Genomic DNA, 17,315 nt, shown 5'->3' with positions numbered 1-17,315 from the left:
ATGGGTCGCGCGTTTGCGTGCCTCACCAGGTAACAAGACGATCTCGTGGATCGCTTGCACAATCAGGTAAATCAGGTAGCCCTCGACCGAGGGACCAAGGAGTAAGTGTGAATAAAGCGTTGAAAGTAGCTGGTTTGAGCTTTGCACTGATGGCTGCCGGCATGGGTTCTGCCTTCGCTGAGACCAAGATTGCCGTGGTCGACATGGGCGAAGTCTTCCAAAAGCTGCCCCAGCGTGAAGCCGTTGCCAAGAAGCTGAAGGGCGAGTTCGAGCCGCGCATGCGTGAACTGCAGAAGCTGGAGTCCGACGGTCAGGCACTGGTCGAGAAGTTCAAGAAGGACGAAGCCTTCATGAGCGCCGAACAGAAGAAGCAGAGCCAGGAGAAGCTGGCCAAGCTGCAAATGGAATTCAACCAGAAGCGTCAGGCGTTTGAACAGGACAACGGTCGCCGTCAGTCCGAAGAGCGCAACAAGATCCTGACCAAGGTGCAGGCTGCCATCGACGCCATCGCCAAGAGCAATGGCTACGATCTGGTGCTGGAGCGCAACGCCGCCCCGTATGCAGCCAGCAAGCTGGACATCTCCGGCCAGGTTATTTCTCAGGTTAGCAAGAGCAACTAATTGATGGCATTCACTCTCGCACAGCTGGCCCAGCAACTGGGGGCCGAGGTCCATGGGGATGGGACCCGGGAAATTCGCAAGGTCGCGACACTGGAAAAAGCCGGGGAGGGGGAGATAGCCTTCCTGTCCAACAAGAAGTACCGGCATTTTCTGGAGCAGAGCAAGGCCACTGCCGTGCTCATCACCGAGGCAGACCTGCCGTTTTGCCCCACCAACGCCCTGGTGCTCAAAGACCCCTATGTGGGCTTTGCCCGGGTTGCCCAACTGCTGGACACCACCCCGCAGCCGGCCATGGATATCCATCCGAGCGCCGTCATCGCGGCGGACGTGCAACTGGGCGAGAGAGTGGCCATCGGTGCCAATGCGGTGATCGAATCCGGCGTCGTGCTGGGTGACGATGTGCGCATCGGCCCGGGCTGTTTCGTTGGCAAGGATACCCGACTGGGAGCGCGCTCCCGGTTGTGGGCCAACGTCACCCTCTATCACAACGTGACCCTGGGCACGGACTGTCTGGTACAGGCCGGCACCGTGATCGGGGCAGACGGTTTCGGTTATGCCAACGAGCGCGGCGAGTGGATCAAGATCCCCCAGCTCGGCGGCGTGACCATCGGCAACCGGGTCGAGATCGGTGCCTGCACCACCATCGACCGCGGTGCGCTGGAAGATACCCGCATCGCTGACAACGTCATCATCGACAACCAGTGCCAGATCGCCCACAACGTCGAGATCGGCTACGGCACTGCCGTGGCGGGCTCCACCGTGATGGCCGGTAGTCTCAAGGTCGGCAAATACTGTATCATTGGTGGTGCCTCCGTCTTTAACGGGCACATGGAGATCTGCGACCAGGCCACCGTCACCGGCATGGCCATGGTGATGCGTCCCATCACCGAGCCCGGTATCTACTCTTCCGGCATCCCCCTGCAAACCAATAAAGAGTGGCGCAAGACCGCCGCCCGGGTGATGCGTATCGAAGAGATGCACAAGCGGTTGAGCAAGCTTGAGAAAAAGCTGGATCAAGAATAATCACGATTGGTATAGGGTACTGTTTTGACTACTGAAAAGAAGAGCCTGGGCATCCAGGAAATCATGGATCTGCTGCCCCACCGTTATCCGTTCCTGATGGTGGACAAGGTGGAAAACTACGAGATCAGCGATGAGCGCAAGACCCTGCGCGCCATCAAGAACGTCTCGTTCAACGAGCCGATCTTCCAGGGCCACTTCCCGGCCAAGCCGGTCTTCCCCGGCGTGCTGATCCTGGAAGCCATGGCCCAGGCCACCGGTATCCTGGCCTTCACCATGGTGGGCAAGCCGTCCCCCAACGAGCTCTATTACTTTGCCTCCATCGACAATGCCCGCTTCAAGCGCCCGGTGGGCCCCGGCGATCAGCTGGTGCTGGATGTGGAGTTCCTGAAGGAGCGTCGCGGCATCGCCAAGTTCACCGGTGTCGCCACCGTCGACGGTGAAGTGGTCTGTACTGCCGAACTGATGTGCGCCAAGCGCGAGGTATAACCGTGATCGATCAGACTGCCATCATCCACGACACCGCCATCGTCCATGAGTCTGCCGTCATCGGCAAAGGGGTTGAAATCGGCCCCTTCACCGTCATCGGTGCCGAGGTGGAAATCGGTGACAACACCTGGGTGAGCTCCCACGTGGTGATCAAGGGCCCGACCAAGATCGGTCGCGGCAACAAGATCTTCCAGCACACCTCCATCGGTGAGGATTGCCAGGACAAGAAGTACGCCGGCGAGCGCACCTTCCTCGAGATCGGCGACAACAACGTGTTTCGCGAGAACTGCACCGTGCACCGCGGCACCACCCAGGACCAGAGCCTGACCAAGGTGGGTAGCGGCAACCTGTTCATGGTCAACGTTCACGTTGCCCACGACTGCATCATCGGTGACAACTGCATCTTCGCCAACAACGCCACCCTGGCGGGCCATGTGCACATCGGTGACTTCGTGATCTTCGGCGGTCTGTCTGCCATTCACCAGTTCGGCCGCGTCGGCTCCCACGCCTTCGTCGGCGGCTGCGCTGCCCTGAACAAGGACGTGCCGCCCTACGTGATGGCTGCCGGCAACTACGCCAAGCCGTTCGGGGTCAACTCCGAAGGCCTGCGTCGTCGTGGCTTCAGCGCCGAGGCGATCTCTGCCGTCAAGCGCGCCTACAAGGAGATCTTCCGCTCCGGCAAGACCATTGAAGAGGTGATGCCCGTGCTGAGCGAGATGGCCCAGAGCGAACCTGCCATCCAGCTCTATGTGGATTTCCTCAAGGACAACGAGCGCGGGATCATCCGTGCCTGATCCCATTCGCATCGGCATCGTCGCCGGAGAGACCTCCGGCGACATCCTGGCCGCAGGGCTGGTGCGCGAACTGCAAGCCCGCTACCCGGATGCGCAGTTCGAAGGGATCGCCGGGCCGCGGATGCAGGCTCTCGGCGTGAAGGCGCTGTTCGAGATGGAGGAGCTCTCCGTCATGGGCATCACCGAGGTGCTGGGCCGTCTGCCCCGCATCCTCCAGGTGCGCCGCGAACTGCTGCGCCACTTCATCGCCAATCCCCCCGACATTTTCGTCGGTGTGGATGCACCGGATTTCAATATCGGGGTGGAGCTGAAACTGCGCCGCGCCGGTATCAAGACGGTCCACTATGTCAGTCCCTCCGTCTGGGCCTGGCGTCAGGGCCGCATTCACAAGATCAAGGCGGCCACCGACATGGTGCTCGCCTTCCTGCCGTTCGAGAAAGCCTTCTACGACCGTTTCGATGCCCCCTGTCGCTTCGTCGGCCACACCATGGCGGACGACATTCCGCTGGTCCCGGATCAAGGGGCGGTGCGCGAGGCCCTCGGCATCGATCCCGCCCGTCGCTGGCTGGCGGTACTGCCGGGGAGTCGCACGGCGGAAGTGGGCTTCATGGCGCCGGTCTTCCTCGAGGCGTGCAAGCACCTGACGGTGCACAACCCGGATCTCGGTTTCATCGTGCCTCTGGTCAACCAGAAACGGCGCGAGCAGTTCCTCGCCATCAAGGCCGAGGTGGCCCCGGAGCTCGACATGGTGCTGCTGGACGGCCAGGGCCGCGAGGCCATGATTGCCGCCGATGTGGTGATGCTCGCCTCCGGCACCGCGGCCCTCGAGGCCATGCTGGTGAAAAAGCCCATGGTGGTCGGTTACAAGCTCAAACCCTTCAGCTACTTGCTGGCCCAGTGGCTGGTGAAGACGGATTATGTCTCCCTGCCGAACCTGCTGGCGGACAAGATGCTGGTGCCCGAGCTCATCCAGCACGAGTGCACCCCGGCCAACCTGGTGGAAGAGGTGAGCAAGCTGCTGGACCATGACAACAGCGAGCTCATCACCACCTTCACCCGGTTGCACGAGAAGATCCGCTGCAATGCGGATGTGCAGGCAGCGGAAGCGGTTGCCGCGCTGCTGGAGCGTTAGTGGGCTCTGCCTGTGTGTCAGGCGTGATGTTGTGCTGATACTGGCCCTGCGGGGCCGGTTTTGATTCAAGGCTATGAGATGACGATCGATATTCCCGAAGACAAGCTGATTGCCGGGGTGGACGAGGTGGGTCGCGGCCCCCTGGTGGGTGACGTGGTCACCGCCGCGGTGATCCTGGATCCTGCCAATCCCATCCTTGGCCTCGCCGATTCCAAGAAACTCTCCGAGAAGAAGCGGCTCGCCCTGTTTGGCGAGATCAAAGAGAAGGCGCTGGCCTATGCCATCGGCCGCGCCAGCCCGGCGGAAATCGACGAGCTCAACATCCTGCACGCCACCATGCTGGCGATGCAGCGCGCCGTGGCGGGGCTCAAGGTGACGCCCGAGCTGGTCTTCATCGACGGCAACCGCTGCCCCAGATTGCCGATGGAGGTCCGCGCCGTGGTCAAGGGGGACAGCCTGGTGGCCGCCATCAGCGCCGCCTCCATCCTCGCCAAGGTGACCCGGGACGCCGAGATGACCGAGCTGGACAGCCGCCATCCCGAGTACGGTTTCGCCCGCCACAAGGGCTACCCGACGGCGGAGCACCTCGCCATTCTGGCCGAACGGGGCCCGCTGCCCGAATACCGTCAGAGCTTCAAGCCGGTGCGCCGCGCCCTGGGGATCGAATAACCGATGCCGATCTGTCTGAACGATTTCTGCTTGCGCAATGAGAGGGCGTGACCATGGCTGATCCCCGTTTCATCCACCTGAGGGTGCATTCCGACTTCTCCATGGTCGACGGCCTGCAGAAGATCGGTCCCATCGTCTCCGCAGCCGCCGCCAACAACATGCCGGCCCTGGCCCTGACGGACCAGATGAACATGTGCGGCCTGGTGCGCTTCTACGGCTCTGCCCACGGCAAGGGGATCAAGCCCCTGGTCGGGGCGGATTTCTGGGTGCAGAGCGACGAGCTTGGGGACGAGCAGTTTCGCCTCACCCTGCTCGCCATGGACAACGACGGCTACCAGAACATCACCCTGCTCATCTCCCGCGGCTATCAGCGCGGCCATGTGCAGGGGCGCCCCGTCATCGACAAGGCCTGGCTTGGCGAACATGCCAAGGGGGTGATCGTCCTCTCCGGCGGGCGCGAGGGGGATGTGGGCAAGTTCCTGCTCAAGGGCAACCGCCAGATGGTGGAGCATTGCCTCGCCTTCTACCAGACCCACTTCCCGGATGCCTACTACCTGGAGCTGCTGCGTACCGGCCGCCCGGACGAGGAGGTCTACCTCCACATGGCGGTGGCCATTGCCACCGAGTTCGAACTGCCGGTGGTTGCCACCAACGAGGTGGTGTTCCTCACCGCCGATGACTTCGATGCCCACGAGATCCGGGTCGCCATCCACGACGGCTATACCCTGATGGACAAGCGCCGACCGCGCCGCTACAGCCCCCAGCAGTACCTGCGCAGTCAGGAGGAGATGGCGGAGCTGTTTGCCGACATCCCGGAAGCCCTGGAAAACACGGTGGAGATCGCCAAGCGTTGCAACGTGACGGTGCGCCTTGGCGAGTATTTCCTGCCCAATTTCCCCACCGGCGACATGACCACCGAGGACTTCCTGGTCATGAAGTCGAAGGAAGGGCTGGAGGAGCGGCTCGAATTCCTGTTCCCGGATCCGGCGGTGCGGGCCGAGCGTCGTCCCGAGTATGACGAGCGTCTCGACATCGAGCTCAAAGTGATCAACCAGATGGGCTTCCCGGGTTACTTCCTCATCGTGATGGAGTTTATCCAGTGGTCCAAGGACAACGGCATCCCCGTTGGTCCGGGCCGGGGCTCGGGGGCGGGGTCGCTGGTGGCCTATGCCCTCAAGATCACCGATCTCGATCCGCTGGAATTTGACCTGCTGTTCGAACGTTTCCTGAACCCCGAGCGGGTCTCCATGCCCGACTTCGACGTCGACTTCTGCATGGACAGGCGCGACGAGGTGATCGATCACGTCTCCGAGATGTATGGCCGGGAGGCGGTATCCCAGATCATCACCTTCGGCAGCATGGCAGCCAAGGCGGTGGTGCGGGACGTTGGCCGGGTGCTGGGCCACGCCTACGGCTTTGTCGATCGCATCTCCAAGCTGATCCCGCCCGACCCCGGCATGACCCTCGCCAAGGCGTTCGAAGCCGAGCCCAAGTTGCCGGAGCTCTACGAGCAGGACGAGGAGGTCAAGGACCTCATCGACATGGCCCGCCGCCTGGAAGGGGTGGTGCGCAACGCCGGCAAGCACGCCGGTGGCGTGGTGATCGCGCCTACCAAGATCACCGACTTTGCGCCGCTCTATTGCGACGACGAGGGGCATCACCCGGTCACCCAGTTCGACAAGAACGACGTGGAGTATGCCGGGCTGGTGAAGTTCGACTTCCTGGGGCTGCGCACCCTCACCATCATCGATTGGGCCCTTGGCATGATAAACCCCCGTCTTGCCAAAGAGGGCAAGCCGCCGGTGGACATCGCCGCCATCCCCATCGACGACAAGAAGTCGTTCGCCCTCTTGCAGCGTTTCGAGACCACGGCGGTGTTCCAGCTCGAATCCCGCGGCATGAAGGACCTTATCAAGCGGCTGCAGCCCGACTGCTTCGAAGACATGATCGCGCTGGTGGCCCTGTTCCGCCCGGGCCCGCTCCAGTCGGGCATGGTGGACAACTTCATCGAGCGCAAGCACGGCAAGGAGGCCATCTCCTACCCGGACGAGAAGTGGCAGCACGAAAGCCTCAAACCCATACTCGAGCCCACCTACGGCATCATCCTCTACCAGGAGCAGGTGATGCAGATCGCCCAGACCCTGGCGGGGTATACCCTGGGTGGCGCGGACATGCTGCGCCGGGCCATGGGCAAGAAAAAACCCGAAGAGATGGCCAAGCAGCGGGCGGGCTTCGAGGAGGGGGCGGTCAAGAACGGCGTCGACGGCGAACTGGCGATGAAGATCTTCGATCTGGTGGAGAAGTTTGCGGGCTACGGCTTCAACAAGTCCCACTCCGCTGCCTATGCGCTGGTCTCCTACCAGACCCTCTGGCTCAAGACCCACTTCCCGGCGGAGTTCATGGCGGCGGTCATGACCGCCGACATGGACAACACCGACAAGATAGTGACCCTGGTGGACGAGTGTCAGCGCATGGGGCTGACCGTGATACCGCCGGACGTCAACACCGGTCGCTATCGCTTCAGCGTCAACGAGGACGGCCACATCGTCTACGGTATCGGCGCGGTGAAGGGAGTAGGGGAAGGGCCCATCGAGGCGATCCTGGAGGCGCGGGATCGGGACGGTCCGTTCCGCGACCTGTTCGACTTCTGCAACCGGGTGGACATCAAGAAGCTCAACAAGCGGGTGATGGAGAAGCTCATCCTCTCCGGCGCCATGGACAGGCTCGGCCCCCACCGCGCCGCCCTGATGGCGACCCTGGAGGAGGCGATGCGCGCCGCCGAGCAGCACGCCAAGGCCCAGGCGGTGGGGCAGGTCGACATGTTCGGCGTGCTCACGGAGGAGATCGACGACGTCAAGAAGGCGTTCGCCAACGTGCCGCACTGGCCCGACAAGGTGTGGCTGGAAGGGGAGCGCGAGACCCTGGGGCTCTACCTCACCGGTCACCCCATCAACCAGTACAGCAGCGAGCTGCGGCGCTACACCTCGGGCCGACTGTGCGATCTGCATCCCACCTCCCGCGATACCGTGACCACGGCGGCGGGGTTGGTGATCGCGGCGCGCAGCATGGTGACCAAGCGCGGCAACAAGATGGGGATCTTCACTCTGGACGACAGATCCGGCCGTCTGGATGTGACCCTTTTCAGTGAAGCGCTGGAAAAATACGAAGAATTGATGCAAAAAGACCGTATTTTAGTGGTTTCTGGACAGGTCAGCTTTGATGACTTCTCCGGTGGCCTTAAAATGTCGGCCCGCGAATTGCTGGATATCAACGATGCGAGGGAGCGTTTTGCCAGGGCAATCCGCATCTCCCTCGATGAACAACGCATTGACGAGCGCTTTTTCCCGCGTTTGTGCGAGATTTTGGAGCCCGCCCGTGCCGGAGTCTGTCCGGTTCAGGTAAACTATCGTCGCCCCGGTTCCCGGGTGCGATTGACGCTCGGTACCGAGTGGCGGGTGACGCCCACCGATCAACTGATAGATGACTTGCGAGTCCTGCTTGGACGAGAGCGGGTTGAATTGGTTTTTGATTAGAGGATCTATTGTCCCTATGAGTCTTTTTCTGGATTTTGAACAGCCGATCGCCGAGTTGCAGGCACAGATCGATGAACTGCGCCATGTGAGCGAGCACAACAGTGCCGTGGATCTCAGCGAAGACATTCGCCGGCTGGAGAAGAAAAACGAAGAGCTGACCAAGAAGATCTTCGGCGATCTGGGTGCCTGGCAGGTATCCCAGATGGCACGTCATCCCCAGCGCCCCTACACCCTCGACTACATCGAGCAGATCTTCACCGATTTCGACGAACTGGCCGGGGATCGCGCCTATGCCGATGACAAGGCCATTGTCGGCGGCATCGCCCGTCTCGACGGCGAGCCCGTGATGATCATCGGTCACCAGAAGGGGCGCGAGACCAAGGAGAAGATCAAGCGCAACTTCGGCATGCCGCGCCCGGAAGGGTACCGCAAGGCCCTGCGCCTGATGGAGATGGCCGAGCGCTTCAAGATGCCGATCATCACCTTCATCGACACCCCGGGTGCCTACCCCGGTGTGGGTGCCGAGGAGCGTGGCCAGTCCGAAGCCATCGCCCGCAACCTGAAAGTCATGGCCGGCCTGACCGTGCCGGTGGTCTGCACCGTGATCGGTGAAGGCGGTTCCGGCGGCGCTCTCGCCATCGGCGTGGGCGATCGGGTCAACATGCTGCAATACTCCACCTACTCCGTCATCTCCCCGGAAGGGTGCGCCTCCATCCTGTGGAAGAGCGCCGAGAAGGCCTCGGTGGCGGCGGATGCCATGGGCATCACCGCCCAGCGCCTGAAGGAGCTGAAGCTCATCGACAACATCGTCGAGGAGCCCCTCGGCGGTGCCCACCGCGACGTGGAGAAGATGGCCAAGCACCTGAAAGCGCGCATCAAGCAGGATCTGGATGCCCTGCGCCCCCTCGACAGCGAGCAACTGCTGGAGCAGCGCTACCAGCGTCTGCTGGGTTACGGCTACTGCTGATCTGCCGCTTCCAATAAAAAGTCCCCGCATGCGGGGACTTTTTTATGGGCGACGTTTGTGGGGGGACGCCGGGGCGGGCCTCAGGGGGCGGTCAGCGCCCGTTGCATGGGGATGGAAGCACGCCCTCCGGCAGGGCTCAGGGCCCGCCACTCCCGCCACAGCAGCCAGCACAGGGGGGGCGTCAGCAGCAGCACGGTGGCGGGCTGGGCCATCAAGACCCCGTCGCGCCCCCACCAGAGGGGCAGCAGGAAGATGAGGGGCAGCAGCAGCACCGTCTTGGCCACGGAGATGACGAGGGCCTGGCGGGTGCGGGCCATGGCCTGCAACAGCACGATGCCGAACATGACGATCCCCTCCAGGGGCAGGGCAGCGAGGTTGAGGGTCAGGCTGCTGATGGCGGCGGCGAGCAGCTCTGCGTCCTGATCCCCGGTGTAGAGCATGGCGACCGGCTGCGGCAGCAGCTGGACAATCAGCCAGACCCCCAGGCCATAGACCAGGGTGATCTTGAGCCCCATCGCCATCAGGAACTGGAGGTCGCGATGGCGCCCGGCCCCCGCTGCCTGGCTCACCAGGGGCTGGATGCCAAACGCCAGTCCCTGCAGGATGACGATGAAGACCGCCTCCGTGTATCCCGCCACGGTAAAGCCCGCCAGATCCTTGACCGTGCCGTGCACCATCAGCTGGCTGTTGTGCAGCAGCAACAGCAGCCCCAGATTGAACTGGGCGATGAGGCTCGGCAGCCCGGTGAAGAGCAGGCCGGGCATGGCCGGGAAGCGGGGCACCAGCTGGCGCCAGGTCAGCCGCAACCGGGCGTGGCGGGTGAAGAAGTACCCCAGGCCGAGCAGGCTGACCATGGCCTCCGAGAGGAGGGTGGCCTGGGCCGTGCCGGTGAGGCCGAGCCCGAGCCGGCCCACCATGATGTAGTTGAGCAGGATGTTGAGGAGGGCGCCGCCGCTCACCAGTACCATGGCGAGGCGAGGGCGGCCGTCGTTGCGAAGCAGGTAGGGCACCGCCAGGTTGCTGGCGAGCAGCAGGGTGCCACCGCCAATCCAGGTGAGGTAGTCGCTGGCCTGCTGCCAGGTGTCGGTGCCGGGGGCCATTCCCAGGGCCTGCAGGATATCGGTGTGCCAGTGGTGCAGCAGCAGCGGCGCTACCGTGCCCAGGATCAGCAGCAGCCAGAGGGCGCTGACCAGAGCCTGGCGGGCCAGAGCGAGGTTCCTGGCGCCCTGCTGGAAGGAGATGGCGGTGGCGGCCCCCATGGCGATCATGGCGGCGAGGCCGATGAGCACCATGATGACCGGATAGACCAGGTTGATGCCGGCAAGGCCGGCGGCCCCCACGTAGTGGCCGACGAAGATGCCGTCTACCAGGTAGTAGGCGCCGGAGACCAGCATGGCCATGACGGAGGGGAGGGCATAGCCCCAGAAACGGCGGGCCATGGCCCGTTGACGCAGGCGGAAGTAGGCGGACATATCTGTACTCGGGAAAAGGGCCGGAATCGAGCAGACAGTCTAGTTTCTTATGGATTAATTGATAATCAGGCTTTCATTTGATGAATTGCTGAATACAGCTCATCAATCAACGGATCCTGTGATACTCCTTCAGCATGTCGATCAGGGCTCGCAGCCCTTGCCCCAGCTGGTGCCGGCCCGGATAGAAGAGGTTGAACCCGGCAAAGCTGGGGCTCCAGTCATCCAGCACGCTTACCAGCCGCCCCGATGCCAGGGCGTCGAACACCTCCCCTTCATGGCAGTAGGCGAGCCCGAGCCCCGCCTCGGCCGCCCCCAGGTAGAGCGCGGGCGTGCTGGTGGTGAGCGGGCCCGTCACTTCGATCTCCAGCAGTTCCCCCTTGGCGGCAAAGGCCCAGCGATAGTGGTGATGGGGAGTGAGCCGATAACCGATGCAGTCGTGCTGGCGCAGATCCGAGGGGTGGCGAGGGGTGCCACGCCGTGCCAGATAGTCGGGGGAGCCCACCACCAGATAGCGCTGCTGCGGGCCCAGGGGAACCGAGATCATCTCCTGGGGCAGCAGGTCGCCATAGAAGAGGGCGGCGTCGTAGCCATCCTCGATGAGGCGGGGCATCAGCTCCAGCTCCTCCACCTCCACCTGCATGCGCGGGTAGCGTACCAGATAGTCGATGAGCACCGGGGCCAGCACCTCCTGGATGGCGGCTCGGGGGGCACAGAGCCTGAGCCTGCCCACGGGTTCGCCCGCGTGGCGCGTCAGCTCCGCCAGCGCCGCCTCCAGTTGCCCCAGGGTTGGCAGCACCTGGGCCAGCAGCCGTTCGCCCGCCTCGGTCGGCACCACGGCCCGGGTGCTGCGATTGAGCAGTCTGACGGCCAGGCGACTCTCCAGCCCTTTGAGGGCATGACTCAGGGCCGAGGCGGAGACCCCGAGCTCGAGGGCAGCCTTGCTGAAACTGCGGTGACGGGCGACGGCGGCAAACACGGCCAGCTCGGCGAGATCGGTGCGGGAGAGGGTCATGGTCGGTACGCAGAAAAGGGGCGGACACAAAGGGTACGCCATGGGGCGACGGGAGACAATCGGGGGGCAACGAGGGGGTTGTGACGAAATTGTTGCGCGCTTCAAGGGTGAGGTGGATCACACCAAAAAGTTTATATGTTAAAAAAAAATCGCAATATGGCGATTCAAGTGTGATCTGAAGCGACGGAAAGGCGATTCCAATCAAACTTTGGTTGATTAATTCAAAAAAACGCTGTGATTAATAGGGCCTTTTAACTAGAGTCATCTCATCGGATGAGGTGAGCGTTATCCCGTTGTTAACGAGCGAGCACGATCCCCTCTGTATTACGACTCCCCGCCCGTGTTTGTTGCAATCAGGTTGCCACAGGGAGTGGCGGCCGGATGGCCGGGGCGGAGGAACAAACAGGACGAATAGCTGGAGTTCCAGGGAAAGGAACCGGGCCCAGGCCCACTGACAAGTTAAGATCCCACTTTCCTTGATGACAGGAACACCCCTATGTCTGACATGAACATTGCAGTTGAAGGCAGCTTGAGCAAAGCCTCCTCCCGTGGCATCAACAAGGCCGACGTGGTCTGGATGCTGGGTCTGTACGGTACCGCCATCGGCGCCGGTGTCCTCTTCCTGCCGATCAATGCCGGTGTCGGTGGCCTGTGGCCGCTGGTCGCCATGCTGATCCTGGCCCTGCCGCTGACCTTCTTCGCCCACCGTGGCCTGACCCGCTTCGTGCTGTCCGGCTCCACCCGTGACGGCGACATCACCGAGGTGGTAGAAGAGCACTTCGGCAAGACCGCAGGCAAGTTCATCACCCTGCTCTACTTCTTCGCCATCTACCCCATCCTGCTGATGTACTCCGTGGCCATCACCAACACCGTCGAGAGCCTGATGGTGCACCAGCTGGGCATTACGGCACCTCCTCGTGCCATCCTCTCCCTGGTGCTGATCCTGGGTCTGATGGCGATCGTTCGCCTGGGCGGCCAGGTCATCGTCAAGGCGATGAGCGTGCTGGTCTTCCCGTTCGTGGTCACCCTGATGGGCCTGGCGCTCTACCTGATCCCGCACTGGAACGGTGCCATCATCACCGAAGCCCCTGCGCTGGGTGAGGCCTTCAATGGCGACTTCATCAAGACCCTGTGGCTGGCCATCCCGGTGATGGTGTTCTCCTTCAACCACTCCCCGATCATCTCCTCCTTCGCGGTGGACAACAAAGGCCGCTACGGCGCCAACGCCGAGAAGAAGTGCAGCAACATCCTGCTGGGCGCCCACGTCATGATGGTGATGACGGTAATGTTCTTCGTGTTCAGCTGCGTGCTGAGCCTCTCCCCGGCTGACCTGGCGGCGGCCAAGGAGCAGAACATCTCCATCCTCTCCTACCTGGCCAACCACTTCGACAACCCGGTGATCGCCACCGTGGCACCGCTCATCGCCATGGTTGCCATCAGCAAGTCCTTCCTGGGTCACTACCTGGGTGCGCAAGAGGGCATGAACGGCCTGATGGCCAAGTCCCTGCGCGAGAAGGGCAAGAACGTCGACGTCAAGCAGCTGAACAAGGTGACCGCGGTCTTCATGATCCTGACCACCTGGGCCGTGGCCACCATCAACCCGAGCATCCTCGGCATGATTGAAGATCTGGGCGGCCCCATCATCGCCATGCTGCTCTTCCTGATGCCGATGTACGCCATCGCCAAGGTACCGGCCATGCGCAAATATGCCGGCAACCTCAGCAACGGCTTCGTCACCCTCATCGGCCTCATCGCCATGTCCGGCATCATCTACAAGCTGATTGCCTGATGACAGCGTTCATCCCTGTGAGAAAGCCGCCCCCCGGGGCGGTTTTTTTATGGGCACAAATGCTTAACAAAGCGGTGGTGGCGGCCTAACATGGCGGGATGTTTTTCTAGACGGGACAACAGGATATGTCTGGGTTGAAAAAGGATCTCGGGCTCTGGCAGGGGATGGGGCTGCTCGCCACCTCCCTGCTCGGTACCGGGATCTTCGTGGTACCAGCCACCGCCGCCTCGCTGGCGGGAGGGGCGTCGCTGTGGGCCTGGTTGCTGCTGATTGCTCTGGTGCTGCCCATCGCCTTTACCTTCGCCCGCCTTGGGCGGCGATATCCCCACGCGGGTGGCGCCCCCCATCTGATTGGCCTCGCCTTTGGCAACGGCGCCGAGCGCTTCTCTGCTTTCCTGTTTCTGGCGGTGCTGCCGGTGGGCCTGCCTGCCGCCCTCACCATCGCCGCCGGTTTCTGGCACGCCCTGTTCGACATGGGGGAGTGGACCCTCTGGGGCATCCAGCTGCTCACCCTGCTCGGGGTCTTTCTGCTGGGGCTGCGGGGGGCGCGCTCCTCCGGCAATCTGCAACTGCTCATTGCCCTGGCTATCCTGGGGCTCACCCTGCTCATCTGGTTCAAGGGGGATCTCAGCTGGCGCGATGCCGCCCAGCCTCTGCCAACGGCGAGCGAGTGGCCCGCCATGGGATCGGCGCTGGCGGTGATGTTCTGGTGCTTCGTGGGGCTCGAGGCCTTCGCTCACATGGGGGAGGAGTTCAAGCGGCCAGAGCGGGACTACCCCCTTGCCCTGTTGGGGGGCGTGCTGCTGGCGGGGCTCATCTACTGGGTGCACTCGCTGGTGGTGCTCAAATATGACCTCTACGGGGACGAGGCGACCAATGCCATCGCCATTCCGGCCCTGCTCTCCCTGCTGTTCGGCCCCACCGCCAAGTGGCTGGTGGCGGTGCTGGGCTATCTCTCCTGCTTCGCCAGCATCAACATCTACCTGCAAGGTTTTGCGCGCCTTATCTGGAGCATGGCGCGGGAGGGTAAACTGCCGGTCTCCCTCTCTCGCCTCTCGGCCCGGGGCGCTCCCCTGCATGCCCTTGCCTGGGTGCTCGCCATCTGTTTCGTCTCCATCACCCTGATCCTCTGGCTGCGTCTGCCCCTTGATGCGCTGATCCGCTACGCCAACGGCAACTTCGTGCTGGTCTATCTGCTCTGCATGGCGGCGGGCTGGCGCTTGCTGTCGGGGACCGGCAAGGGGTTGGCGGGCCTCAGCGTGCTGCTCTGCACCCTGGTGCTGCTGGCCCTCGCCACCCAGGTGCTCTATGCCCTTGTGCTGAGCCTGGGGTATGGCGGCTTCTCCCTGTGGCGGCGCAGACGCCGCCGCTCGGCGTCCGATGAGGGTGTCTGTGCCATCAAGTAACTCCCGAAAAAAAGCCCCGCAGCGCGGGGCTTGTTGTTGCGGGTCACAGGCTGGCGGGCAGGTCGCTGCGCAAGATGGCGTAGTGGCGCAGGGAGATGAAGCCATCCCCCTTGCGCTCGCACTCCCGCGCCGTGCCCTCGTAGTGAAAACCGGCCCGCTCCAGCAGGCAGGCGGAGGGGCGGTTGGGCTCCTCCACCACTGCCAGCAGCCGGTGCAGGTCGGTGGTGCGGTAAGTGAGCGGGAGCCAGAGTTGCAGCGCCGCGCTCATCACCCCCTTGCCCCAGTGTTCGGGATAGAGCCAGTAGCCCAGCTCGGCACACCGGTGAGTCGGGTCGGCATCGTTGTAGCCGATGGCCCCCTGCGGCTCGCCCGAGAGTCGGTCGCGAATGAGATGCCAGGCGCCACGGCCGGTGCGGGTCAGCTCGGCATACCAATTCATCTGTGCCCGGCATGCCGCCAGGCTGTCGTAGCTGACGCCGTAGTAGGCGACGATCCGGGGATCGGAGAGGCCGCGGAAGATATGGGGCAGATCGGTGTCGGTGACGGGATCCAGCCTGATGTGGGGTGGTGCTGATGTCATGATGACTCCTTGCGGCCAGCCGTGGCTGGCCGCGTGTGTTGCGTAACAAGAGATGGATGATCCGGGCTGGCGTCAGGCAAACCCGAGCCGCTCGGCCAGGCGCGCCAGCTCGTCACGCCATTGCTGCTGCAGGCGCGGGGTCTGGTGCCTGGGCTTGCGGGCCAAATCGGCGGCGAGCAGGGCATCGAGCTCATACCAGCGCGCCAGCAGCGCCTCTTCGTCATCCCCCGTGGCGGCCGCAGTCTGCGGGTCACCTGATTGAGCCGGGCTGCCCGCCTGCAGCAAGGGGGCATCGCCCAGCAGCTCGGCATAGGCCCGTTCGGCACAGTGGGCCTCCTGGATGCGCCCGTCCTTTATCAGCCAGAAGCGGTTGCAACTGCGCTCGATCAGCTCCCGGTCGTGGGAGACCAGCAGCACACCCCCCGGGAAGGCGGCAATGGCGTCGGCCAGCTCCTCCTTGCCCGCCAGATCCAGGTGATTGGTGGGTTCGTCGAGCCAGATCATGTGGTGGCTGCCGAGGGACAGGGCGAGGAACAGCAACCGTGCCCGCTCGCCCCCGCTCAGGGTGTGCACCTGCTGGCCGTGGCGGACATAGGGGAAGCCCGCCCGGATCAGCGCCTGTCGCCGCGTCACCTCAGGCAGAGGGGCCAGGGGGTACAGCGCGTCGCTCAGGGTGGCGTCGTCAGCCAGCTGCTGCAGGGACTGATCGTAATAGGCGATGCTCGCGCCGGGGTGGCAGTACCAGCCCGCCTGCAGGCTCTGCGCGGCCAGTTCGCGCCAGCACTGGCGCAGCAGGGAGGACTTGCCGGTGCCGTTGGCACCGAGCAGGGCGACCCTGTCTCCCGCCCGCAGCCAGAGCCCCTCGGCACGCAGCAGCGGCGGCAGTGCCGGTGCCGGCGATACGTCGAGGGCCTCCAGCCGCAGCAGGGTGTCGGCGGGCAGGCTCACTCCGCGCAGCTCGAGCCGCCAGGGGGCCAGCGCCGCCACCTGGCTCTGCTCCTCCTGCAGGCGGGCGATGCGTTTTTCCATGGACTTGGCCTGGCGCACCAGCTTCTCGTTGTCATGCTCCCGCCCCCAGATGGCGAGGCGCTTGCTGCTGGCGCTCAGGCGGTCTATCTCCTTTTGCTCGTCCGCCCGGCGCAGGCGGGCCTGCTCATCCTCGGCAGCCAGCGCCGCCCTGGCCTGGCTGCAGGGCAGGGCGAAGCGGTGCAACTGGCCGTCTCGCAGGATCAGGGTCTGATCCGTGACGCTGTCCAGCAGGCGACCGTCGTGGGAGACCAGCACGAAGGCGCCGCGCCAGCCCAGCAGAAACTGCTCGAGCCAGAGCAAGGCGGGCAAGTCCAGGTGGTTGCTGGGCTCATCGAGCAGCAGCAGGTTGGGTTGGCGCAGCAGGGCGCGGCCTATCTGCAGCCGGCTGTGCTGGCCACCGCTCAGTGCACTGACCGGCAACGTGGCCTGGGCCTCCAGCTGCAGTTCGGCCAGCAGCTTGTCCACCTGCCATTCGGCGGCGGGATCGTTGCCCAGGGCATCCAGCAGCACGGCGCGGGTGCTGAGGGTGGAAAGCTCGGCTGGCAGTTGCTGGGCCACGAACTCGCAGCGGCAGGCGGCGGCCTGCACGATCCGGCCGGCCTGGGGCGTGCGCTCGCCCGCCAGCAGCGCGAGCAATGTGCTCTTGCCGCAGCCGTTGGCGCCAATCAGGCCGAGTCGGTCGCCTGCGCGAATGCCGAGTTCGAGGTGATCAAATAAGGGAAGGTGCCCCGCACTCATCTGCAGGGAATGGGTACTCATCAGGGTTGTCATGCTCTTGCTCTCTTAAATCGCGGGATGGGAAA

Annotated in this window: 14 protein-coding genes; 10 read left to right on the top strand and 4 right to left on the bottom strand. The window is 63.6% G+C overall.

Annotated features, from left to right (window positions below):
* Window positions 1–107: 107 nt before the first annotated feature.
* The 8 genes from C2U47_RS03735 (at window position 108) to accA (ending at window position 9,224) form a co-directional block, all read left to right on the top strand.
* Window positions 108–620 (top strand): OmpH family outer membrane protein, encoded by a 513-nt coding sequence (locus tag C2U47_RS03735; RefSeq protein ID WP_029313943.1) that lies wholly within the window; start codon window positions 108–110, stop codon window positions 618–620.
* Window positions 621–623: 3 nt separating this feature from the next.
* Window positions 624–1,643 carry a UDP-3-O-(3-hydroxymyristoyl)glucosamine N-acyltransferase gene (lpxD, locus tag C2U47_RS03730; RefSeq protein ID WP_039039449.1) on the top strand — a complete coding sequence of 340 codons (1,020 nt, stop codon included), beginning with the start codon at window positions 624–626 and terminating at the stop codon, window positions 1,641–1,643.
* A 24-nt stretch (window positions 1,644–1,667) separates the two neighbouring features.
* A complete protein-coding gene (fabZ, locus tag C2U47_RS03725; protein ID WP_010673414.1) occupies window positions 1,668–2,129 on the top strand; it encodes a 3-hydroxyacyl-ACP dehydratase FabZ in 462 nt (153 codons plus the stop codon).
* Between the two features lie 2 nt (window positions 2,130–2,131).
* A complete protein-coding gene (gene lpxA, locus C2U47_RS03720) occupies window positions 2,132–2,923 on the top strand; it encodes an acyl-ACP--UDP-N-acetylglucosamine O-acyltransferase (RefSeq protein WP_080988583.1) in 792 nt (263 codons plus the stop codon).
* The gene (gene lpxB / locus C2U47_RS03715) at window positions 2,916–4,055 is read left to right on the top strand and encodes a lipid-A-disaccharide synthase (RefSeq protein ID WP_010673416.1); all 1,140 of its coding nucleotides are present in this window, start codon (window positions 2,916–2,918) and stop codon (window positions 4,053–4,055) included. Before lpxA ends, lpxB begins: the two co-directional genes overlap by 8 nt.
* 78 nt (window positions 4,056–4,133) lie before the next feature.
* Complete coding sequence (gene rnhB, locus C2U47_RS03710) at window positions 4,134–4,724, top strand: ribonuclease HII (RefSeq protein ID WP_010673417.1); 591 nt, start codon at window positions 4,134–4,136, stop codon at window positions 4,722–4,724.
* 53 nt (window positions 4,725–4,777) lie between these two features.
* Window positions 4,778–8,257 (top strand): DNA polymerase III subunit alpha, encoded by a 3,480-nt coding sequence (gene dnaE / locus C2U47_RS03705; RefSeq protein ID WP_010673418.1) that lies wholly within the window; start codon window positions 4,778–4,780, stop codon window positions 8,255–8,257.
* A gap of 16 nt (window positions 8,258–8,273) precedes the next feature.
* Complete coding sequence (gene accA / locus C2U47_RS03700; RefSeq protein WP_010673419.1) at window positions 8,274–9,224, top strand: acetyl-CoA carboxylase carboxyl transferase subunit alpha; 951 nt, start codon at window positions 8,274–8,276, stop codon at window positions 9,222–9,224.
* A gap of 80 nt (window positions 9,225–9,304) precedes the next feature.
* On the opposite strand, the gene C2U47_RS03695 is transcribed toward accA, so the two are convergent.
* Together C2U47_RS03695 and C2U47_RS03690 are read right to left on the bottom strand one after the other, a co-directional pair.
* A complete protein-coding gene (locus C2U47_RS03695) occupies window positions 9,305–10,696 on the bottom strand; it encodes an MATE family efflux transporter (protein ID WP_010673420.1) in 1,392 nt (463 codons plus the stop codon).
* Window positions 10,697–10,802: 106 nt separating this feature from the next.
* Window positions 10,803–11,708: a LysR family transcriptional regulator gene (locus C2U47_RS03690; protein WP_010673421.1), complete on the bottom strand. Its 906-nt coding sequence runs from the start codon at window positions 11,706–11,708 to the stop codon at window positions 10,803–10,805.
* 496 nt (window positions 11,709–12,204) lie between these two features.
* On the opposite strand from C2U47_RS03690, the gene C2U47_RS03685 reads away from it, so the two are divergent.
* On the top strand, window positions 12,205–13,497 hold the full coding sequence (locus C2U47_RS03685) for an HAAAP family serine/threonine permease (RefSeq protein ID WP_029313944.1): 1,293 nt from the start codon (window positions 12,205–12,207) through the stop codon (window positions 13,495–13,497).
* A 125-nt stretch (window positions 13,498–13,622) separates the two neighbouring features.
* Window positions 13,623–14,903 (top strand): L-methionine/branched-chain amino acid transporter, encoded by a 1,281-nt coding sequence (gene yjeH / locus C2U47_RS03680; protein ID WP_029313946.1) that lies wholly within the window; start codon window positions 13,623–13,625, stop codon window positions 14,901–14,903.
* A 43-nt stretch (window positions 14,904–14,946) separates the two neighbouring features.
* Here the strand turns inward: yjeH and C2U47_RS03675 are convergent, their stop codons facing one another.
* Both C2U47_RS03675 and C2U47_RS03670 read right to left on the bottom strand, forming a co-directional pair.
* Window positions 14,947–15,483, bottom strand: coding sequence for a GNAT family N-acetyltransferase (locus tag C2U47_RS03675; protein ID WP_010673425.1), 537 nt, complete (start codon window positions 15,481–15,483; stop codon window positions 14,947–14,949).
* A 72-nt stretch (window positions 15,484–15,555) separates the two neighbouring features.
* Window positions 15,556–17,283, bottom strand: a complete 1,728-nt coding sequence (locus tag C2U47_RS03670; protein WP_010673426.1) for an ABC-F family ATP-binding cassette domain-containing protein — start codon at window positions 17,281–17,283, stop codon at window positions 15,556–15,558.
* Window positions 17,284–17,315 lie beyond the last annotated feature (32 nt).

Source organism: Aeromonas sp. ASNIH7 (genome assembly GCF_002903485.1).
GTDB lineage: Bacteria > Pseudomonadota > Gammaproteobacteria > Enterobacterales > Aeromonadaceae > Aeromonas > Aeromonas caviae.
This window is presented reverse-complemented; position numbering and strand designations above follow the sequence as displayed.

Coding starts and splice junctions, on each gene's coding strand:
- lpxD (WP_039039449.1), top strand. CDS start 624: ATGGCATTCACTCTCGCACAGCTGGCCCAGCAACTGGGGGCCGAGGTC.
- rnhB (WP_010673417.1), top strand. CDS start 4,134: ATGACGATCGATATTCCCGAAGACAAGCTGATTGCCGGGGTGGACGAG.
- dnaE (WP_010673418.1), top strand. CDS start 4,778: ATGGCTGATCCCCGTTTCATCCACCTGAGGGTGCATTCCGACTTCTCC.
- accA (WP_010673419.1), top strand. CDS start 8,274: ATGAGTCTTTTTCTGGATTTTGAACAGCCGATCGCCGAGTTGCAGGCA.
- C2U47_RS03695 (WP_010673420.1), bottom strand. CDS start 10,696: ATGTCCGCCTACTTCCGCCTGCGTCAACGGGCCATGGCCCGCCGTTTC.
- C2U47_RS03690 (WP_010673421.1), bottom strand. CDS start 11,708: ATGACCCTCTCCCGCACCGATCTCGCCGAGCTGGCCGTGTTTGCCGCC.
- C2U47_RS03685 (WP_029313944.1), top strand. CDS start 12,205: ATGTCTGACATGAACATTGCAGTTGAAGGCAGCTTGAGCAAAGCCTCC.
- yjeH (WP_029313946.1), top strand. CDS start 13,623: ATGTCTGGGTTGAAAAAGGATCTCGGGCTCTGGCAGGGGATGGGGCTG.
- C2U47_RS03675 (WP_010673425.1), bottom strand. CDS start 15,483: ATGACATCAGCACCACCCCACATCAGGCTGGATCCCGTCACCGACACC.
- C2U47_RS03670 (WP_010673426.1), bottom strand. CDS start 17,283: ATGACAACCCTGATGAGTACCCATTCCCTGCAGATGAGTGCGGGGCAC.